Raw genomic sequence first — 19633 nt, forward strand, 5'->3', positions numbered from 1 at the left:
TTGTTTTACAAGATTATTTTAGGAATGAAGCCTCCATTTTTGCTTCGTCAGATATACAAAGCGAACTTCAAAAATATCAGAAGCTTATTAATGCGTATGAAAATACATTATCTTGGAAAATTACCTATCCATTAAGGAAAATTAGAGCTTTGATAAGGAAGATAAAAAAATGATGGTTAAAAAATATGGTTTACAAATCATGTTTCTTTTTTTGATAATATTAATTAATTCGATTTATTTAACGGATATGTTAACTCGATTTACTATTAATTCGAGGTTACAGTATATTTTTGTTTTATTTTATTTTTTCTTGTTTTTTTCTATTTTGTTTTACTTTTCCATTAGAAAAATGAAGAAAAGCTCTATTCGTTTAAATTATCGGAAAAGATTTATACTTTCTATACTAATTGCAGGTGTAATACTTGTACTTGGGAATTCCTTGCTAGTAAATCATGCGTATAAGCCATCAACTCTTGAAATAGTAGCAAGTGGAAAAAAAAATGTGGAATCTAAATCAGCAGAAGTATGGGTTACGGACATTTTTGTTAATGGAGATAAAGTTAATTTTGATTATTTGTCTTGGAGTGGTGGTTGGCAACTTAAAGACAAAGCCTTATTAAGTTCTGCGGAAGAATCTCAATCATTAAAGATCAAATTACCAGCTTCAAAAAATATAAAAGTAAAATTTCTGAAACATGAATGGTCAGGCATTGTTGTGATTAAAGATGGCGGCAAAGAGCAAACGTTGGATCTTTATTCTTCAAAAACATCTAGTTATGAATACGAAATAAATGGAAATAAGAATCATCCTTCTGGTATAAGAAGAATTTCCGATTTAGTTATGGCTTTTGTTTTATTATTAAGTATTTCTTTTTTGGTTAGCATTTATATAAAAAAAACTAGTTTATAACATCTTAAGGGGACCTATTTACATGGAAATTGCAGTTTTGATTCCTTGCTACAATGAAGAGCAAACGATTGGAAAAGTCATACGGGATTTTAGAAAAGAATTACCCTCTTCGAAGATTTATGTTTATGATAATAACTCTAAAGATAAAACTGTGAAGGTCGCGCTTGAAAATGGAGCCATTGTAAAACATGAATATAGGCAAGGTAAAGGTAGTGTAGTACGATCTATGTTTATGGATATTGAGGCCGATTATTATGTTATGGTTGACGGAGATGATACTTACCCGGCTGAGTATGTCCATAGTTTAATCGAGCCATTGAAAGAGTATAAAGCAGACATGGTTATCGGAGATAGACTTTCAAATGGGACATATGCGAATGAAAATAAACGGAAACTTCATAATTTCGGTAATGATTTGGTCAAAAATATGATAAATTTTCTTTATAAAAGTAATGTTAATGATATTATGACAGGTTATAGAGCTTTTAATAAATTTTTTGTTAAATCATTTCCGGTTATGAGCCCTGGATTTGAAATTGAAACAGAACTAACAATTCATACATTGGATAAACGTTTTTCACTAAAAGAAGTTCAGATTGATTATAGAGATAGACCAGAAGGTAGCGAATCTAAATTAAATACATTAAAGGATGGCTATAAAGTTCTGAAAACAATACTAATGCTTTTTAAAGAGTTTAAACCTTTATTTTTTTTCAATATATGGTCTGCTCTTCTTCTCTTATTAGGTCTTCTAGTGGGAACTCCTGTTATTGTTGAATATATTTATACGAGTTTTGTTAGTAAATTACCATCAGCTGTTTTAGCAGTAGGTTTTGTTTTGTTGTCTATCATTAGTTTTACTTGTGGCTTAATATTAGATACGGTGGTTGCAAACTATAGAAAACAGTATGAATTGGAGTTGCATCGTATTAAGCAAGAGGTAGGTATAAAGGTATGATTTTGTTTAATAAATTTGCGACTAAGATAAAATTATTTTCTTTAGTTCTGTCTATAGCTTTAGGAAGCGGTTTAGTGTATTTTCTTACGACAAATGTTTCATTTATGAAGTGGATCGTAAGCGTCGTTATTATTTTCACTACATTAATTTACCTTGCTATCAGTATAGATTCAGATAAATTGGGAAAAAAGTTATTGTTAAATTCATGGTATAAATATATCTTTAGTGCAGTTCTTACTCTTTTTTTATTTGTTAGTCTTATGGGGTCTTTTTTTAAACGTGGACACGATTTATTTGGAATTATGCTCATAAGTATTACTGCGTGTATAGCTTTGTTCTGCATTGTGCTCTCTGTAACTCAATTTTTAATGAAATCTGGTGTAGAGATTTCTACAAATAAAAACAATAAATTTAGGATTTTGTATTATGCTACACCATCATTCGTGATTTTTTTAGTTTACTTAATAGCATTCTACCCTGGTGTTTTATCACCGGATTCCTTAGACCAATGGTCTCAAATATTTACCCGAAAATTTGATGATTGGCATCCAGTAGCACATACATGGTTTATCATGTTTACCACTCTTTTATGGAAGTCACCGGCTGCTTTCTCAATTATTCAAGTAATTATCATGTCCTTGATAATAGGATACTGTGGATATACTTTTGAAAATTATGGTGTGAAGAAATTTTTTATTTATCTATCCGTTATTTTCCTATCACTAGTACCTATTAATGCAATCTATTCCATTACGATGTGGAAGGATGTTTTGTACAGTGGTCTTCTCTGTTTAGTAAGCATATATATTGCTAATATTGTTATTTCTGAGGGATTTTGGTTTAATTGTAAAATAAACGGTTTTTTATTCGTTATTTCTTCAGTAGGAGTAACACTCTTCCGACATAATGGGTTTATAATATTTTCATTAACAATACTTATTTCCATTATGATATTTAAAAAGAAGCTTATGAAATTATATTTATGGTCAGTACCTGTAATAATAATTTATTTTATTGTTACAATTCCTGTTTTTAATATATTGAAAGTCACTCCTTCAGACCCTAATGAAGCACTTGCAATCCCCACGCAACAAATTGCAAGTGTTATTGCTCTGGATGGTAAAATGACCACTGAACAATTACAATTCTTCGAAAATATATTACCAATAAAAGTTTGGAAAGATCAATATAATCCATATACAGTAGACCCTTTAAAATTCAATAATCAATTTAATAGAGGATTTCTTAGAGAAAATAGAAGTGATTTTCTTAAGAATTGGTTAACATTATGCATACAAAACCCTAATATAGTCATAAAAAGTTATTTAAAACAAGTTTCAAATGTTTGGCAAATAAAGCAATTTGATGACGGGATTACATCTCTATATTCAACATCAATAACTGAAAATAGTAACTCGCTTAAATATGGTTTATCGAACCAAATCATTAGCGCTAAATTGACAGAAACTTTATCTCAGATTTTAAATTTATCGCGAGATAGTATTATATGGCGAGCTGCTTTGTACAATGTTTTGATTGTGTTATCCTTATTTATAGTTATATGGCGTAGAAACTATAAGTTAGTCATTGTAGCAATGCCTATAACGCTTAATACACTAACCATTATGGCGGCAACGCCGGCTCAGGATTTCAGATATTTATATGCCAATTTACTTGTTTCTATTGTTGTTTTTCTAGTCTCTTTTTTGAAATTAGAAAAACACACAGTAAGGAGGAGGGGTTGCAATTAAAAAATATGATATCTTTTATGGAAATAGTAGTTTGGGAATAATATTTATTTTATTCTCTGCGTTGTTTACTGCTGTTGGACAGGCATTATGGAAAGTTTCTGACACCAATAATATGTATATTTTAGCCTTGGGATTAATCCTCTACGTGTGTGGTGCTGCTTTAATGGTGATTGCTTTTAAGTTTGGGGATTTATCGGTTCTTCATCCGCTATTAAGTTTTGGGTATATATTTGCTATATTAATAGGCAATTTTTTTTTAAAGGAGCAAGTGGGGTTCAAAGAAATCATAGGTATAATTTTGATAGTTTTGGGGGCTGTCTTAATCAGTGTGGAAAGAAAATGAAATAATACTCCTTATTTTAATGACCATGTGCGGTGCTTTGGGAGGACTTTTTCTAAAAAAACTCTCTTTGTACACAATAGGTATAAATAGACCTTTTTTAATGCACTTATTTTGGGCAGGGCTTCTTTACATTTTGGGTGCGTTACTTAATATTTTATTGTTGAAATATCTTCCGTATACAGTTGTATATCCTTTAACCTCTATTACTTATATATGGACATTAATCTTTTCAAAAATATATTTAAAAGAAACTATAAGTGCTAGAAAGATCGGGGGGGTACTTTTGATTATTTGCGGAGCGTTTATTTTAATTCTTTAAGAGTACATTGTTATTATCAGTTATGGATTTTTTTTGCATACATTGTAGAAGAGGATGGATAATTTTTGACTGTAAAAGATGGGAAAATCGATTTTATTCAGATGTTACGAGGGATTGCTGCTGTTTCTGTAACAATATTTCATGCGTGAGGCCATCTTCCTAGTCAATCGCCTTTTTCCCAGTGGCTGTTTTCTGCAGCATCGTCTGGTGTAGATATATTTTTTATGATTAGTGGCTTTATTATGGTGTATACAACAAGGAATAGTAACGGTTCTTTTTTGTATTTTTCTAAATTTATGCTAAAAAGATTTGCGAGAATTTGGCCTATGTATCTTGTATTGACTTTTTTATACATAATACTTATGCTGCTAAGTGCTTACATTATTAACCGAGTGGATGTCGATCCTTCAGTAACAGACATACTTAAATCCCTATTCTTTATTCCATTAATTTTAGACAAAAGTGACCGGCCTTTCTGGGGAGGTTCTGTTCTTCATACGGGATGGACTCTTAATTTTGAGATGTACTTTTATTCATTCTTTGCAATATCGTTACTGTTTGGAAGGTATAAATGGCTATTTTTTTTCTTGGGTAATATTTACTCTAATACTACTTCCGAGTATGGCAGGGAACATTTCTTTAGATCCCAAGCACTATTATGGTTGGGACTGGGGATATCTTAATTTAATCACTTCCCCTTTGATTTGGGAATTTGTTGTAGGCGTCATCATAGGATTGATATATTTTTCTAAAATCAGAATAAAAAACACTAAAATATGTTGGTTGCTCTGTTTACTGGCTTTATCCTTTACAATGTGGTATTTTCTTGGTGGTATTAACCCTGGCTTTGGAATAATTAATTGGGGACTGCCTTACGTAATTTTGTTTTCTATTTTGGTGATCTCAAGCAAAAGTATCGAGATTAAAAGCCCTTATTTTTTAGTGTGGCTTGGTAATATTTCTTTTTCATTATATCTAATCCATCCTTTAGTAATTCATCCTCTTGCCAATATTGCATGGGAGTTTGAATCGCTAAGAAATTCTTTACAGGATATGTCATATATCATTTTTCTAACTGTTCTAAGTATTTGTTTTGCGGCAGTTGCTCACGAATTTTTAGAGAAAAGGCTCTCAAATTGGTTCCGTGATAAACTTTTTACTTTACTAAAAATTAAGCCTGAAGGTCGTAAAGATATTTCATCTAATTAATTTTTTTCTGAAAATCGTATTAATATATGTATTGGTACAAGGAGGGCACTATGAAAGGTATAATTCTTGCGGGCGGGACTGGTTCTCGCCTTTTTCCTTTAACCAAGGTAACCAATAAGCATTTACTTCCTGTCGGTAAGTATCCCATGATCTTTTATTCCATATATAAGTTGAAACAAGCTGGCATTACGGACATCCTTATCGTGACAGGTAAAGAACATATGGGGGATGTTGTAAATCTGCTTGGAAGCGGTCGTGATATGGGCGTGACCTTTACATATAAGGTACAGGATGAAGCGGGTGGTATTGCGCAGGCGTTAGATCTGGCAGAGCATTTCGTCGGTAAAGATCAAATGGTCGTTATTCTGGGGGACAATGTGTTTGAGGATGATATTTCTCCGTTTGTGCAAAATTTTCGTAAACAGGATACCGGAGCTAAATTATTATTGCAAAAGGTTCATGATCCGCACCGATTTGGTGTGGCAGAACTTCATGAGGAACGTATTGTATCAATAGAAGAAAAACCTCAGCTACCTAAAAGTGATTATGCAGTTACGGGGATTTACATGTTTGATCATAATGTTTTTAATATTGTGAAAACCCTAAAACCTTCGACACGTGGAGAATTGGAGATTACAGATGTTAATAATGCGTATATTGCTAACGGAACATTGACCTATGATATTCTTCAAGGTTGGTGGACGGATGCAGGAACGCATACTTCGCTTGCCAGAGCAAATGAACTCGCTCAAAACATTATATTCGGTGAGGAATTTGGTAAGTTAAAGTTGTAAAGCAAAGTTTCCAGCATTGAGGGAAGGACGTAGAACATGAAGGTGATACCTTTAAGATTGACAGGCGCGAGTGTAATAGAGCCAATTGTTCATGGTGATCAACGCGGTTTTTTTATGGAAAGTTATAATCAACAGGTTATGCAAGATGTGGGGATTACCCATACGTTTGTTCAGGATAACCACTCTCTTTCTGCTGAGACAGGGGTTATACGTGGGTTACATTACCAATTATATCCGAAAGCTCAAACGAAACTCATCAGGGTGCTTAGAGGTGCGATCTATGATGTGATTTTGGACATTCGAAAAAGTTCCCCTACGTTTGGCCAATGGATGAGTGTCATTCTAAGTGAGTATAATCATCGCCAGTTACTGGTGCCTAAGGGGTTTGCTCATGGTTTCTGCACGCTTGTTCCAAATACTCAGGTGTTGTATAAAGTTGATGAATATTACTCTCCTTTGCACGACAGAGGGATACTATGGGATGACCCTGCATTGAGTATTGACTGGCCCACCTCCAAGGCGATACTGTCAGATAAGGATAAACAGCAGCCGGTTCTGACAGATGCGGAAATCAATTTTGATTAGAAGCCAGTACAAATTGATATTTTTATGCTTTTAAGTTAAGAAAATGAGTAATGGGTCTAATATACTTTAGGCATTGCTCAGCTTAGGAGGTCTTTATGAAACTTCTTGTCACCGGCGGTGCCGGGTTTATTGGCAGTAACTTTGTATTGTACATGTTAAAGCAGCACCCAGATTACGAAATTGTGAATATAGATGCGCTTACGTATGCAGGTAACCTGGAAAACTTGAAATCCATCGAAACTCACCCTAAACATACCTTCGTGAAAGCAGATATTACCGACGCCCAAGCGATTGACCAGCTGATGCAGCAGGGAATTGACGTGGTGGTGAATTTTGCAGCGGAGTCACATGTGGATCGAAGTATTCTGGAACCGGAAGTGTTTGTGAAAGCAAACGTATTGGGTACGCAAGTGCTATTGGACGCAGCCAAGAAATATAACGTGACCAAGTTTGTACAGGTATCGACAGATGAGGTGTATGGCTCTCTGGGTGAAACTGGCTTGTTTACGGAGGAAACTCCACTGCAACCTAACAGCCCTTACTCTGCTTCGAAGGCAGGCGGAGACCTGCTAGTTCGTGCCTATCACGAAACGTTTGGTTTGCCTGTGAACATCACACGCTGTTCCAACAACTATGGCCCATACCAATTTCCTGAAAAGCTGATCCCGCTGATGATCTCACGTGCGTTGAGCGACCAACAGCTTCCTATATACGGAGATGGCTTGAACATCCGCGATTGGTTATATGTAGAGGATCATTGCAGCGCAATTGATCTGGTCATTCATCAGGGTAAGCTGGGTGAAGTATACAATATCGGGGGAAATAACGAGCGGACCAATGTGCATATCGTCAAAACGGTATTGGAGGAGCTGGGCAAGCCAGAATCTCTAATTTCGTATGTACAGGATCGTCCGGGACATGACCGTCGTTACGGTATTGACCCAACCAAAACGATGAACGAGTTGGGCTGGAAGCCAAAATACTCTTTTGAAACGGGCATTAAAGAAACAATTCGGTGGTACTTGGACAACAAAGAATGGTGGACTCGTATTCAGTCCGGCGAATACCAACAATATTATGCTAAGCAGTATGGTTCCCGCTTGGGGGATGCGTAAAGATGAAGGTACTGGTTACTGGAGCATCCGGTCAACTCGGTAAAGACGTAGTAAAGGTTTTTCAGGAGCAAGGACATCATGTCCTTGGATACGATCGGGAACAGCTGGATATAACGAATTTGGAGCAAGCTGTGAAGATCGTAGGGCAATATCAACCTGACGCTGTCATCCACTGTGCAGCGTATACGGCAGTGGATGCAGCGGAGTCCGATGTAGATGGGGCTTATCAAGTAAATGCGGCAGGAACACGTAATATGGCACTGGCTGCTGAAAAAGCAGGAGCCAAGCTGGTTTATATCAGCACGGATTACGTGTTCGATGGAACAGCGGAGCACCCTTACCATGAGTATGACAATACGAATCCGCAGAGCATCTATGGAAAGTCCAAACGGGCGGGCGAGATATTGACCCAAACACTTTCCTCCAGGTACTTTATTGTTCGTACATCTTGGGTGTATGGACTGCATGGTAATAATTTTGTTAAAACGATGTTGAAGCTTGGGCAGGAAAAGCCGCAGCTTCAGGTTGTGAACGACCAGAAGGGTTCACCTACCTATACGGTGGATTTGGCCCGCTTTTTAGTGGAGTTGGTCCAAACCGAGAAGTATGGCCTATATCATGCGTCCAACAGCGGCGCTTGTACCTGGTATGAGTTTACCCAAGCCATTTTGCAGGATGCGGCGGAAATATTAGGTGCCAAGATCACAGCAAAACTGGAGCCATGCAGTACGGAGCAATTCCCCAGACCAGCAGCACGCCCGCGTAATTCCGTGATGGAGCACATTGCGATCCGAACAAATGGGCTAAATGACTTGCCCGCTTGGCGTGAGGGACTACGGGATTTTCTACAGAAATATAGCAGCCAATCATAAGGAAATACTTCACTGTTCCCATTAAGAGGTTGGGACCAGACTAAATATTTGGCCCTAATTACTTAATAAAAAAGTCGAGTTGATACTCGACTTTTTTATTTTATTGAAACATTTTCCATGTCGCTGCGTCTATTAGTGTACATAACAATTTACAGACTGTAATAGCTCTTTGAAACTATACAGCTTTGCTCTATGATAGGAATAAGTACATTTGGAGTAAATACGCCAAAATCCTATAAACGAGGAACTTGTAATCTATGACTAAATCCGTAAGTGTTCATATTGTAACGTATAACAGTGAAAAAGATATCAAAGAGTGCTTAAAGGCTGTCAGCAAGCAAAGCCACCCCCTACAAGCGTTGGTTATCATAGATAATCAATCCAAGGATCAGACGGGGGAACAAGTTAAAGAAATAGCTCATTTGTTTGGTTCAAAACTCAAGTTTATCTCCAATGTCCAAAATGTCGGTTTTGCTCCTGGCCATAATCAAGCAATAGCGTTGAACGATACGGACTATGTACTTGTACTAAACCCAGACGTTACTATAGAACCTGATTACATTGAGCGACTGGTTGCGGTGATGGAGCATAATCAGCACATAGGCAGTGCTACAGGTCAATTGCTGCGTAAAGCGAACCGGGAGATGATCGATAGCACGGGTATTGTTATGAATTCAGCTAGAAGAGCCTTTGATCGGGGAACAGGAGAGTCTTCAGTTCAGTGGTCAGAGTCAGGAAAGGTATTTGGTGTTTCTGGTGCAGCAGCCATGTATTCGCGGAGAATGATTAACGACATTGGTCTAAATGGTGAGTTTTATGATGGAAGCTTTTTTGCATACAAAGAAGATGTGGATGTGGCTTGGCGAGCAGCCTTGCTTGGCTGGGAGGCATATTATGATGCTGGGGCCATAGCCTACCATGAACGTGGCTGGAAGGAAACGAGCCGTATATCCCAACCGTTGTTTGTACGAAGGCTTTCATATATTAATCGTTATAAAATGATGTACAAAAATGATACTCTCTCTGAATGGATGAAAAATATTATTTCTCTCCTATCGTATGAGATAGCAAGCAATCTGTACTTTCTTTTAAGAGAGCCAAAAGTGTTTGGAGCTTGGAAGGCTTTTTTCAAAGAACTGCCTGAGCTTCGAGAAAAAAGAAGACAACTTAGAAAGAAGATTGCCCTTCGTCATCATCAAAATAAATCAAAAGCTTAATAAAATATTGAATTCACGGAAAACATCATCGAATACATGTTCATTTATGGAAAAATATAGTATAATTGAAGAGTGCAACCGATATAGGCTGGCAAGGGCGGTCGGCTAACTCTCCCGAGGAGGGGGTGAAGCCTGTGACAGTGTTTGAGGCGCTCAGTTTAATGCTGACGTTCGGGGCGTTGATCGTCACACTGTTAGAGTTTAACAAACGAAAATAGACCGTCCCCGGAAGGAAGGGTCTATTTTCGGCCTGATGTTCCAAAATCCGTCCGCTCTTGGAGCGTTGGTTGTGCAGGGGCTGGCTGGCACCAGCCCTTTTTCCATGTATATCTTACCACGATGATTTTTATACCTCAACTGAGGATTTTACGAAAATCTAAAAAGCGACTTCCAATGAACAATATATAGATCGAAACGTTTTCGTTCGTCTATATTTGCACTTTGGAGCGACTGGAATCGAATTTTACAAAATCCTGCTAACTGTGTAAGGTTACAAGTTATGTGGTTTTTTGCGCCCCGTGATCTGTTGGGTATGTTATAATAGTCGATAGTAGAATAGATTACTGAATTTGTCAGGAGCGTTTTAAATATGGATGTAAGCATACTGGTCGTCAACTATAATACATGCCGTTTGACGCTGGATTGTTTGCAGTCGGTGTATGCGTCAGAGACGCAATATCGATATGAAGTGATTGTTATCGACAATCACTCCAGTGATGGGTCTGTGGAAGCCATTCGTGCTGCATATCCGGGGATTACGTTGATTGCCAATGAGGATAACACGGGTTTTGCCAAGGCAAACAATCAGGGCATCGAGGTTGCGGGCGGGCGTTATGTATTGTTGCTGAATTCCGATACGCTGGTGCAGCCAGACACACTGGATACGATGATTCGGTTCATGGATACACATCCGAAAATGGGAGCATCGGGCTGCAAGGTTATTTTGCCAGATGGTTCGCTGGATAAGGCCTGTAAGCGCGGGTTTCCTACGCCGTCTGCATCCTTTTACTACGCCTTCGGCTGGTCGAAGCGTTACCCAGATAACCCGAAGTACAATCAATACCAGCTTGGGCATTTAAGCCCGGATGATGAGTATCCGGTGGATGTGCTGGTGGGTGCTTTTATGCTGGTGCGCCGGGAGACGATTGAGCAGGTCGGCGGCTTGGACGAAACCTTTTTCATGTATGGCGAGGACATTGACTGGTGTTACCGGATTAAGCAGGCGGGGTGGGGCATTTACTACTATCCGCGCACATATATTATTCATATCAAAGGGGGCAGCGCTCGCCGTCGTCCTTTGAAAATTATTTACGAGTTTCATAGAGCCATGTGGGTCTTCCACCGCAAGCATTATAAACAGCAGTATAGCTGGATCACGAACATGGCTGTCTATGCGGGAATTACAGTGAAATTTGGGATGGCCTTTTTGAAAAATAAGCTCACTGCACCGGCCAAGCCGGACGGCGGCGAACAATCTCGTACCGAGGTGAAAGCATGATACGCAGAAATCAACGTTTTTTAACCCAATTGTATATTGTGGCGGATTTCGCGGTCATTCAGTTATCCTTTCTGATCGCCTGGTTCTTCAAATTTGAAAGTGAATGGATTACCTATCAAGAGCCGCTTCCTATTCAAGTATATGGTGGCTGGAGCTTGATCTACGGTCTGATTGCCGTGGTGCTGGGGATGCTATTCTCTCTCTATTCGCCCAAACGCAAAAAACGGTTTGCAGATGACGTATTTCGCGTCACCCAGATTCATATTGTTGGCCTGTTCGTGCTGTTGAGTGTCATGTTTTTTGTGAAGCAAATCGACATTTCACGGTCCTATCTGGCGATCTATATGTTTGGGAACGTACTGCTTATTTTATTTTATCGATATTTTTTGAAACAGGTACTTAAAGTTCTCCGCCAAAAAGGCTACAACAAGCAGTTCATGCTCATTCTCGGGGCGGGTTCGCTGGGCCAACGATTTTATCATAATCTTGGACAGTATCCTGATCTGGGATATGAAGTGGTGGGTTTTCTGGATGATAAGCGCCACTGGGATGAAGAGGAAGAAGAGCACTTCCGCCCAATCCTTGGCGGCTTGGATCAGTTAGAAGCTACGCTGTCGAGCATGATGATTGATGAGGTGATTTTGGCTCTTCCGCTGGATGCGCATGATAAGTACCCCAAGATTATCAACATGTGTGAAAAGGCAGGGGTACGTACGCTCATTATTCCTGACTTTTTCGATTATCTGCCAGCTCGACCGTATTTTGATAACTTTGCAGGCATGCCAATGATCAATGTACGGGATATTCCGCTGGATGTGGCGGGGAACCGATTGTTTAAGCGTTCGTTCGATATTCTGTTCTCATTGTTCGCTATTATTCTGACTTCTCCGGTTATGCTGGCAGTGGCGATTGGCGTGATGACGACATCGAGAGGCCCAGTCATTTTCAAACAGGAGCGGGTGGGCTTGAATCGGCGTACCTTCATGATGTACAAATTCCGCTCAATGAAGGTACTACCATCCGGGACTGACGATACAGGCTGGACGACGGCTAATGACCCACGTCGAACGCGTTTTGGCACCTTTATTCGTAAAACGAGTCTCGATGAGCTGCCACAGTTTTTCAATGTGTTGCTAGGAGATATGAGCGTCGTCGGCCCCCGCCCGGAACGTCCGTATTACGTGGATCAGTTCCGTGAGGAAATTCCAAAATATATGGTGAAGCACCATGTTCGTCCCGGTATTACAGGCTGGGCACAGAGCAACGGGTTGCGTGGTGACACGTCCATTGAGGAACGGATTAAGCATGATATTTTCTATATTGAGAATTGGTCGCTCTTATTTGATATTAAAATTATTTTCCGTACCATCCGCAACGGTTTCAAGAATGCGTATTAATTCAGATTCACCCTTCGGTTCCGCCGGAGGGTGTTTTTGTGTCTGGAAGTTGTTTTGAGTGTGAGCATGCAGGGTATTGACCTGTACGAAAAGGATGTGACACTCTATGAAACGACTGATTGCGGCGGTAATTCTATTAATATTGATTGGCACGTTTTTATTGTCTTACAGAGGGCAATCCACGGAGGAGCATACCGGTTTTACCACCCATCGTGTGATTTCACATGCTATGGGAGCTGTTGACGGTTTGGCCTATACCAATGCGCGTGAAGCGTTTGTGAATAATTACAAAAAAGGCAGCCGCGTGTTCGAGGTCGACTTGATGTTTACTTCGGACGGACATTTGGTGGCGCGCCATGAATGGACGGAGTCTTTTACAGAGCAAATGCAGCAGGAGCAGGCAGTTAGTGCAGAACAGGGCGGGAAGCCCTGGAGCTACGAGCAATTCAAAAACACCCCAATACATGATTCCTACACCCCGGTGGACTGGAATGATGTATTGGATCTATTGGAGCAATACCCGGATGCCTATATCGTGACCGATACAAAAGAACAGGACCCGGCCCAAATCAAACGGTTGTTTGCGCAGCTGACTCATCAGGCACAGGAGAACAATCCGAATCTCTTGTCCCGCATTGTCCCGCAAATTTATGACGAAGAAATGCTGCGAACGCTGCGGAGCATTTACCCCTATACCTCCATTATTTATACGCTTTATGCGACACAAGATACGGACGACCAAATCATCCGGTTTGTACAACAAAACGATATAACAGCAGCGACTCTACCGGAGAACAGAGTTAGTGGTGCTTTAGTGGAAAGCTTGCGGCAGGCGGGAGCGGTGTGCTACGTAAATACAATTAACGATCTAAATGATGCCGCTGACTACGAACAGATGGGTGTGCGCGGATTCTATACGGATGTTTTAACGGAAAAAGAACTCCAAAAACGTAGTTGGCTGTATGCGTTGCGGCCCTGAGATATGTGAGCGGAGTGTTCCCATCCAATACGAACATTGACACCTTTTGTGCACTGTCATAGACTTAGCTTAGAACGCTTTTGGATATTGGAATCCGGTTAGACCGGATCGTGGCAAAAGCACAATGGATGCTGGAGGAATGTGTGTTGGCGGATTCGATTCAATCATGGAGGCATGTATTTAAGCTGGACCCTGATAAGGAACTGGACGATGAGGGACTGGATGCTGTGTGCATGTCTGGTACGGATGCCATTATGGTAGGAGGCTCGTCGGGCGTTACCTATGAAAATACGGTGGATTTGCTGTCGCGAATCCGGCGTTATGAGGTGCCCTGTGTGCTTGAAGTGTCTGATCTGGAGGCTGTGGTGCCGGGGTTTGACCTGTATATGATTCCAATGGTGCTCAATACCACGGACAGTAATTGGATCTTAGGACAGCACCAGCGTGCGATTGAGCAGTTTGGTTATATGATCCCTTGGGATTTACTTGTGACAGAAGGATATATTGTTTTGAATGGTGATTCTACGGTGGCCAAGATTACCGGAGCGGATGCATCACTCGATGCTTCATCTGCCGCTTCATATGCAGAGGTTGCCGACAAGCTCATGCATCTGCCGATTGTATATGTGGAGTATAGCGGTGCCTTTGGAGATATGGAACTGGTACAAAAAATACATCGCAGTACGGAGCGCGCTCGTGTCCTATACGGAGGGGGTATCGTGGATAAATCTACCGCGTTACAAGCGGCTGCCGTTTGTGACACCATTGTAGTAGGGAACATCATTTACCGTGACTTGGCGAAAGCGCTGGAGACGGTAGCTGTGAAGTTGGAAGTATAGAATGTGATTTTATGAAAGCTTGTAGAAAGGAGCATGCACGCATGCAATCAATAGATATACACGAGGCTGTAGCCCGTCTCAATCCGCCTCAGCGTGAGGCAGTGGAGGCGATAGACGGACCGTTGCTGATTATGGCTGGCGCAGGCAGTGGAAAGACCCGGGTGCTCACGCACCGGATTGCCTACCTCATCGCGACCCGCAAGACGGCTCCATGGGGCATTTTGGCAATTACCTTTACGAACAAGGCCGCGCGTGAAATGCAGGATCGCGTATCCAAACTGATTGGCCCGCAGGGGAGGGATGTGTGGGTATCCACCTTTCACTCCATGTGTGTGCGTATTTTGCGTCGAGATATCGAGCGGATCGGATTTACCTCTAATTTCAGCATTCTCGATTCTACAGATCAGTTGTCTGTCATTCGGAACTGCATGAAGGATCTGAACATAGACACCAAAAAATTCGAACCAAAAGCGGTTCAGTCCATGATGAGCACAGCTAAAAATGAACTGGTCACTCCTGAAATGTATGAGCGCAAGATTGGCGACTATTTTGAGGGAATTGTGGCGAAGGTATACACCAAATACCAACAACGTCTCAAAAATAACAACTCTCTGGATTTTGATGATCTGATTATGGCAACGATTCAATTATTTAAAGAAGTACCCGAGGTACTGGATTTCTATCAGAAGAAATTCCAATACATTCATGTCGATGAATATCAGGATACGAACCGTGCGCAGTACATGCTGTGTAAAATGCTGGCTGACCAGCATCACCGAATTTGTGTAGTTGGTGATAGCGATCAGTCCATCTATCGTTGGCGCGGGGCGGATATCAGCAACATTTTGAACTTTGAAGAGGACTATCCGGAAGCACGTACCATTATGCTGGAGCAAAACTATCGGTCAACCTCGAATATTCTGAATGCCGCCAATGAAGTAATTGGGCAAAATACGGGCCGCAAGCCGAAGAAACTATGGACCGACAAAGAAGGCGGGGCCAAGATTAAAGTTTACCGGGCTGACTCGGAGCATGATGAGGGCTATTTTATCGCCTCGGAAATTCATAAAAATATCAATGCAGGCAAAACCTATAGCCATCATGCAATTTTGTACCGTACCAATGCTCAGTCACGGGTTGTCGAGGAAATTTTGATCAAATCGGATATTCCGTACCAGATCGTTGGCGGCATCAAGTTCTATGATCGTAAAGAGATTAAGGACTTGCTGGCGTACCTTCGTCTGCTCTCCAATCCTGATGACGATATCAGCTTGATCCGAATCATTAATGTGCCAAAACGAAGTATTGGAGATACAACGGTTGGTAAATTGCAAGCAGCTGCAGCGGAGCGTGGAGTTTCTATTTTCCGCGTGTTGCAGGTGGTAGACGATTTGGGCTTTGCCGGACGTACGCGCAATGCGCTTGTCGAGTTTTACGATATGATTGAAGGCTTGAGTCGGATGGTGGACTATCTGTCCGTCACCGAGTTAACGGAAAAAATGCTGGAAACCAGCCAATATCGACTGGAGCTGCAAAATGAGAATACGCTTGAATCACGCTCACGTCTGGAGAATATTGATGAGTTCCTGTCAGTAACGATGGAATTTGAAAAAGGAGCGGAGGACAAGTCACTCGTCTCCTTCCTGACCGATCTTGCTCTTATCGCGGATATTGATTCCATGAATGACGATGAAGAGGAACAAAGCGATGCGGTTGTATTGATGACCATGCACAGCGCAAAAGGACTGGAGTTCCCAATCGTATTTATTGTCGGTATGGAGGAGGGGGTATTCCCTCACAGTCGGGCCTTTTTGGATAATGAAGAGCTGGAGGAAGAGCGCAGGCTGGCGTATGTCGGGATTACCCGTGCAGAGGAGCAACTGTTTCTTACATGCGCACAGATGCGCACGCTGTTTGGCCGTACCACCGCTAATCCGTCTTCTCGCTTTCTTGAAGAGATTCCGGATGAGTTAAAAGAGGATACGATCATCAAAACGGATCGCTATCGCCGATCAGGCAATGTAGGCGGCTCCTATGGCGGGCGTGGACTGGGTAAAACCAGCGGCAGTAACTTTGGTGGAGAGCGTTCCTTTGATACGATGAGCCGTAGTGGTTCGTCAGCTTCCGCGTCGCCCCGCGTAACAGTAACGACATCTTCATCCGCGAAACCAACTCCGGCTACTTCGGCAGGAGGCCCCTCCATTTTTGTTGCCGGAGACAAGGTACAGCATGGCAAGTGGGGAATTGGAACCATAGTAGCTGTAAAAGGTACAGGCAATGATATGGAGCTTCAGATCGCTTTCCCGGCACCGGTAGGAGTTAAACGCCTGCTGGCTGGCTTTGCACCTATTACAAAAGTAGAATAAATCTCAAACATCATTAAATCTCGAACCTCACAGCGGCAATTGGCTTAGGCTTCTGCCCTGATGAAGTTCCCGGAGGGATACGCCTGCATGAACCCAATGCACAGGATGGAGCAGCTTGTTGCTGAGCTGAACACATATAATTATCATTACTACACACTGGATGAGCCCAAGATCAGCGACAAAGAATATGATGTGCTTTATGACGAGCTGGTAGGGCTTGAACAGACGAGTGGTCTTGTGCTGCCGGATTCTCCGACACAGCGTGTGGGAGGGGAGTTACTCAAAGGCTTCACATCGCATCGCCACCTCGCCCCATTATGGAGCTTGGATAAAGCACAGAATGTGGAGCAGCTGCGCGCCTGGAACGCGCGTGTCATGAAGCTGGTTAACGATTACAATACCAAGAACCCGGAGCAGCCTTTACCGCCTCCAGGATATGCGATAGAGCTTAAATTTGATGGACTGACGCTAAACCTGACTTATACTGACGGGAAGCTGGTACAGGCTTCTACACGCGGAAATGGCGTCGTGGGCGAGGGAATACTGGCACAGGTGAAGACGATAAAATCCGTGCCGCTAACGATTCCTTTTCAGGATGGGACTATTGAAGTACAGGGAGAAGGCATTATGAATCTGTCTGTGCTGGCGAAGTATAATGAGACCGCTGTAGACCCTCTTAAAAATGCACGCAATGCCGCAGCTGGCGCTCTGCGTAATTTAAATCCCAAAACGACAGCAGAGCGGCGACTGAATGCATTTTTTTACAATGTAGGCTACGCGGACCGAATCCAGTTTAGCAGCCACCAGGAGATGATGATTTTCCTGCGTGATAATCATTTTAAGGTGAATCCATATCTGACTTACTTCGACGATTTTGATGATGCTATGGAGCAACTGGCTGATATTGAAAAGTCTCGTACCGGACTGGATTATCTCATTGACGGGGCGGTACTGAAAATTACAGATATGCGCACACGTGAGGTTCTAGGCTACACCGATAAATTTCCGCGCTGGGCGGTGGCATATAAGTTCGAGGCGGAGGAAACGACCACGGTGCTCAACTCTGTTGAATGGAATGTAGGTCGTACGGGTAAAATTACGCCACTGGCAAGGGTGGAACCGGTAGAGCTGGCGGGAGTAACTGTACAAAATTGTACACTGAACAATGCTGGGGATATCGAGCGGAAAAATCTGAAGTTCGCTTTGGGGGCTCGTGTGTTTATCCGCCGCTCGAATGATGTCATTCCGGAAATTTTGGGAAAAGTTACATCTGAGGACGACGGAGATGAAATTATCGTACCGGATCATTGTCCGGCCTGTGGATTCCCGTTGCAGCAGCGAGGGGCTCATTTATTTTGCGATAATAAGTTGGGCTGTAAGCCGCAGATTGTGGCTCGTATTTCCCACTTTGCGTCACGTGATGCCATGGATATTGAAACCTTCAGCGACAAAACGGCAATCCAGTTGCACGACGAACTGGAATTGCGCGAGCCTGCGGATCTGTATACACTTAAATTCGATGATCTTGTGAAGCTGGAGCGATTTGGTGAGAAAAAAGCCAATAACCTTCTGGCAGCGCTTGAGCAGAGTAAAGAGAGGGATTTGGCTTCATTCCTTTATGCCCTTGGTATACCGAATACTGGTAAAGCGACTACACGCATGTTGGCTGATCATTACCGTGATTTGCACAAGGTCATGTCCGCTACGGTAGAGGAATTAATAGAATTGCCGGATGTGGGCGGGATTGTAGCTGAGAGTATCGTTGCCTTCTTTGCTGATCCATTTACCCAAGCGGGGATTGAAAAGATGTTATCTCTAGGGGTAAAGGCTCACGCTCCCGAAGCTCCACAGGAGAAGAAGACAGACAGCTTTTTCAGTGGCAAAACGGTTGTGCTTACAGGTACCCTGCATCAGCTTACGCGTGATGAAGCTGCTTCTAAGCTGGAGGCACTCGGAGCCCATGTGACCGGATCTGTATCCAAAAAGACAGATCTAGTCATAGCTGGTGAAAAGGCAGGCAGTAAGCTGGCCAAGGCCCAACAGCTCGGAATTGATACCATAGAAGATGAGAATGAGTTCATCAGACTGTTGGAGCAAGAATAATTGAATTGCAAGAGCACAGCCATTCCGTTCTATTACGGGGTGGCTGTTTTTAGTTATCTAATGTATAGAAAGGGGGGGAGCAGTTACGAAAAAAAGAAATTAAAAAAATGCTTGCTAAATAACTTTAGGCATGTTATATTATTAGACGTTGCTTTGAGAATAACATTTCTCGAAGCGGAGGATGCTGAAAAGAAAATCAAAAAAAGATTTGACAAGAAAGCAACCGGCATGATATGATCTAATTCCTGACTCGTTGAAGAAACGAGGACAGACAAGTTCTTTGAAAACTGAACAAATGGATGATGAAAATAAAGATTTCTTCTATATAGAAGAATCGCTAGCATTAAAAATGAGCAAATCGCTCTTTCTATAAACCAG

18 protein-coding genes and 1 pseudogene are annotated in these 19633 nt (G+C 41.7%); all 19 read left to right on the forward strand.

Annotation, left to right across the window (positions count from 1 at the left end; all coding sequences use genetic code 11):
• Positions 1 to 169 precede the first annotated feature (169 nt).
• The 19 genes and pseudogenes from ACIFQM_RS20700 to ligA all read left to right on the forward strand — a co-directional run bounded on the left by ACIFQM_RS20700 (position 170) and on the right by ligA (position 19255).
• Positions 170 to 910, forward strand: coding sequence for a hypothetical protein (locus ACIFQM_RS20700; protein WP_430044101.1), 741 nt, complete (start codon positions 170 to 172; stop codon positions 908 to 910).
• Positions 911 to 932: 22 nt separating this feature from the next.
• Positions 933 to 1868 carry a glycosyltransferase family 2 protein gene (locus tag ACIFQM_RS20705; RefSeq protein ID WP_404580867.1) on the forward strand — a complete coding sequence of 312 codons (936 nt, stop codon included), beginning with the start codon at positions 933 to 935 and terminating at the stop codon, positions 1866 to 1868.
• Positions 1865 to 3619 (forward strand): DUF6020 family protein, encoded by a 1755-nt coding sequence (locus tag ACIFQM_RS20710; RefSeq protein WP_430066030.1) that lies wholly within the window; start codon positions 1865 to 1867, stop codon positions 3617 to 3619. Before ACIFQM_RS20705 ends, ACIFQM_RS20710 begins: the two co-directional genes overlap by 4 nt.
• Positions 3620 to 3650: 31 nt before the next feature.
• On the forward strand, positions 3651 to 3962 hold the full coding sequence (locus ACIFQM_RS20715) for an EamA family transporter (RefSeq protein WP_430044107.1): 312 nt from the start codon (positions 3651 to 3653) through the stop codon (positions 3960 to 3962).
• A complete protein-coding gene (locus ACIFQM_RS20720) occupies positions 3946 to 4281 on the forward strand; it encodes an EamA family transporter (RefSeq protein ID WP_430044109.1) in 336 nt (111 codons plus the stop codon). The genes ACIFQM_RS20715 and ACIFQM_RS20720 overlap by 17 nt, the downstream gene beginning before the upstream one ends.
• A 224-nt stretch (positions 4282 to 4505) precedes the next feature.
• A pseudogene (locus tag ACIFQM_RS20725) lies at positions 4506 to 4772 on the forward strand (hypothetical protein); the annotation flags it as partial.
• Positions 4773 to 4797: 25 nt separating this feature from the next.
• Positions 4798 to 5490 (forward strand): acyltransferase family protein, encoded by a 693-nt coding sequence (locus ACIFQM_RS20730; RefSeq protein WP_430066032.1) that lies wholly within the window; start codon positions 4798 to 4800, stop codon positions 5488 to 5490.
• Positions 5491 to 5540: 50 nt separating this feature from the next.
• Positions 5541 to 6284, forward strand: a complete 744-nt coding sequence (locus ACIFQM_RS20735; protein WP_404580862.1) for a sugar phosphate nucleotidyltransferase — start codon at positions 5541 to 5543, stop codon at positions 6282 to 6284.
• A 36-nt stretch (positions 6285 to 6320) separates the two neighbouring features.
• Entirely contained in the window at positions 6321 to 6869 is a 549-nt protein-coding gene (gene rfbC / locus ACIFQM_RS20740) for a dTDP-4-dehydrorhamnose 3,5-epimerase (protein ID WP_430044113.1), read from the forward strand.
• 95 nt (positions 6870 to 6964) lie between these two features.
• The gene (gene rfbB, locus ACIFQM_RS20745; RefSeq protein WP_430044116.1) at positions 6965 to 7984 is read left to right on the forward strand and encodes a dTDP-glucose 4,6-dehydratase; all 1020 of its coding nucleotides are present in this window, start codon (positions 6965 to 6967) and stop codon (positions 7982 to 7984) included.
• Positions 7985 to 7986: 2 nt separating this feature from the next.
• Positions 7987 to 8856 (forward strand): dTDP-4-dehydrorhamnose reductase, encoded by an 870-nt coding sequence (gene rfbD / locus ACIFQM_RS20750; protein ID WP_430044118.1) that lies wholly within the window; start codon positions 7987 to 7989, stop codon positions 8854 to 8856.
• Between the two features lie 257 nt (positions 8857 to 9113).
• On the forward strand, positions 9114 to 10073 hold the full coding sequence (locus ACIFQM_RS20755; protein ID WP_430044120.1) for a glycosyltransferase family 2 protein: 960 nt from the start codon (positions 9114 to 9116) through the stop codon (positions 10071 to 10073).
• 65 nt (positions 10074 to 10138) lie between these two features.
• A complete protein-coding gene (locus ACIFQM_RS20760; RefSeq protein WP_430044122.1) occupies positions 10139 to 10291 on the forward strand; it encodes a putative holin-like toxin in 153 nt (50 codons plus the stop codon).
• A 371-nt stretch (positions 10292 to 10662) separates the two neighbouring features.
• Complete coding sequence (locus ACIFQM_RS20765) at positions 10663 to 11571, forward strand: glycosyltransferase family 2 protein (protein WP_430044123.1); 909 nt, start codon at positions 10663 to 10665, stop codon at positions 11569 to 11571.
• Complete coding sequence (locus tag ACIFQM_RS20770) at positions 11568 to 12968, forward strand: undecaprenyl-phosphate glucose phosphotransferase (protein WP_430044125.1); 1401 nt, start codon at positions 11568 to 11570, stop codon at positions 12966 to 12968. The genes ACIFQM_RS20765 and ACIFQM_RS20770 overlap by 4 nt, the downstream gene beginning before the upstream one ends.
• Positions 12969 to 13074: 106 nt before the next feature.
• On the forward strand, positions 13075 to 13947 hold the full coding sequence (locus ACIFQM_RS20775) for a phosphatidylinositol-specific phospholipase C/glycerophosphodiester phosphodiesterase family protein (protein WP_430044127.1): 873 nt from the start codon (positions 13075 to 13077) through the stop codon (positions 13945 to 13947).
• Between the two features lie 128 nt (positions 13948 to 14075).
• Entirely contained in the window at positions 14076 to 14786 is a 711-nt protein-coding gene (locus ACIFQM_RS20780; protein WP_430044134.1) for a heptaprenylglyceryl phosphate synthase, read from the forward strand.
• A gap of 41 nt (positions 14787 to 14827) precedes the next feature.
• On the forward strand, positions 14828 to 17152 hold the full coding sequence (gene pcrA, locus ACIFQM_RS20785) for a DNA helicase PcrA (protein ID WP_430044129.1): 2325 nt from the start codon (positions 14828 to 14830) through the stop codon (positions 17150 to 17152).
• Between the two features lie 87 nt (positions 17153 to 17239).
• A complete protein-coding gene (gene ligA, locus ACIFQM_RS20790; RefSeq protein ID WP_430044131.1) occupies positions 17240 to 19255 on the forward strand; it encodes an NAD-dependent DNA ligase LigA in 2016 nt (671 codons plus the stop codon).
• Positions 19256 to 19633: the final 378 nt, after the last annotated feature.

Origin of the sequence: Paenibacillus sp. NRS-1782, assembly GCF_050467685.1 — a bacterium.
Taxonomy (GTDB): domain Bacteria; phylum Bacillota; class Bacilli; order Paenibacillales; family Paenibacillaceae; genus Paenibacillus; species Paenibacillus terrae_A.

Bases quoted from the DNA above. Each gene is read 5' to 3' on its own strand.
- ACIFQM_RS20735 (WP_404580862.1), top strand. From the start codon at position 5,541: ATGAAAGGTATAATTCTTGCGGGCGGGACTGGTTCTCGCCTTTTTCCT.
- rfbC (WP_430044113.1), top strand. From the start codon at position 6,321: ATGAAGGTGATACCTTTAAGATTGACAGGCGCGAGTGTAATAGAGCCA.
- ACIFQM_RS20770 (WP_430044125.1), top strand. From the start codon at position 11,568: ATGATACGCAGAAATCAACGTTTTTTAACCCAATTGTATATTGTGGCG.
- rfbD (WP_430044118.1), top strand. From the start codon at position 7,987: ATGAAGGTACTGGTTACTGGAGCATCCGGTCAACTCGGTAAAGACGTA.
- ACIFQM_RS20755 (WP_430044120.1), top strand. From the start codon at position 9,114: ATGACTAAATCCGTAAGTGTTCATATTGTAACGTATAACAGTGAAAAA.
- ACIFQM_RS20705 (WP_404580867.1), top strand. From the start codon at position 933: ATGGAAATTGCAGTTTTGATTCCTTGCTACAATGAAGAGCAAACGATT.
- ACIFQM_RS20765 (WP_430044123.1), top strand. From the start codon at position 10,663: ATGGATGTAAGCATACTGGTCGTCAACTATAATACATGCCGTTTGACG.
- ACIFQM_RS20700 (WP_430044101.1), top strand. From the start codon at position 170: ATGATGGTTAAAAAATATGGTTTACAAATCATGTTTCTTTTTTTGATA.
- ACIFQM_RS20710 (WP_430066030.1), top strand. From the start codon at position 1,865: ATGATTTTGTTTAATAAATTTGCGACTAAGATAAAATTATTTTCTTTA.
- pcrA (WP_430044129.1), top strand. From the start codon at position 14,828: ATGCAATCAATAGATATACACGAGGCTGTAGCCCGTCTCAATCCGCCT.
- rfbB (WP_430044116.1), top strand. From the start codon at position 6,965: ATGAAACTTCTTGTCACCGGCGGTGCCGGGTTTATTGGCAGTAACTTT.
- ACIFQM_RS20780 (WP_430044134.1), top strand. From the start codon at position 14,076: ATGCTGGAGGAATGTGTGTTGGCGGATTCGATTCAATCATGGAGGCAT.
- ACIFQM_RS20775 (WP_430044127.1), top strand. From the start codon at position 13,075: ATGAAACGACTGATTGCGGCGGTAATTCTATTAATATTGATTGGCACG.
- ligA (WP_430044131.1), top strand. From the start codon at position 17,240: ATGAACCCAATGCACAGGATGGAGCAGCTTGTTGCTGAGCTGAACACA.